This is a genomic window from Mycobacterium sp. 4D054 (assembly GCF_052245755.1).
Lineage (GTDB): Bacteria > Actinomycetota > Actinomycetes > Mycobacteriales > Mycobacteriaceae > Mycobacterium.
In genome coordinates this window covers 1-886 of the sequence record NZ_JBQQCF010000152.1, presented here as the reverse complement: position 1 = coordinate 886, position 886 = coordinate 1, and the positions used below count along the sequence as shown (strand labels likewise).

Here is an 886-nt window from a genome sequence, read left to right as displayed (position 1 = left end):
GTACAGCGGCAAGGTATCCAGCACCTGCCGCACACAGCGCTCCCTGACGTTCGGGTCGATCTTCTTCGGCATGGTTTGCATCCTTCCAACTCAGAAAGATGCGGCATCAAACCTGGGGCGCTTCAACCCCGTCATCGTCGACCCCACGGGCCAACCCCTGGCCGCCCTCAACCCCGCCACCTACGGCGCCGGACCCAAACTGTCCACCCACACCCGCGCCGACTGCCCCCTCATGACCGCCGTGGAAATACTGCTCACCCTCGACGGCGGTGCCCGCCTGGTCTGGGCCGGCGACTACGAGGACCCCGACGACGACCAGGCTGCGCTGTATTGGCTCGTCGAACCCCAGCACTTCGTGCGGTTCGCCGGCCTCATCGACCCCGACGAGCCGGTCACCCCCAACGCTGAAGCGCCCGCAGCACTGCCGGCCCACCGGTACATCTGCAACGCCGACAAGCGCCAGTACCTCGACAAAGACCACTTCGGAGTCGACGACTACGGATTCCGGCGCTCCCCCCTGCCCTGGCTCACCGCCGAAGGCGGCCTCGCCACACAGAGACGCCACACCACCTGGGCCCGCGACCGCATCTACCTCGCAGCCCAGCACCCAGGCCCCGGATGGACCGAAGTGCCCGCCCTGCTCTGGGTCTGACCAACCACCAGCCCGCCCGGGTCCGCGCAGCCGCGCGGGACCGGCGGGCCTGTGGTGTCTTCCGGTCCGCCGCCCCCCTGTCGGCCGGCGCGCCCGGAGACGCGGAGGCCCGCCTGCGGCGGGCGTGGTCCGTAGCCCCTCACCTTTAACCGTTCAGCTGGGTCGCCCAGTGTGACCGACGAGGCCCCGTCACGCGCAACCCACACCCGCGCCGAACTCCGCAGGCCGAGTGAC

General features: G+C 69.9%; 1 protein-coding gene. It reads left to right on the top strand.

What is annotated here, in order from left to right; translation table 11 throughout:
• Positions 1–652, top strand: a 652-nt coding sequence (locus ACTWP6_RS30340) for a hypothetical protein (RefSeq protein WP_443189643.1), incomplete at its 5' end; no start/stop codon positions are given.
• Positions 653–886: the final 234 nt, after the last annotated feature.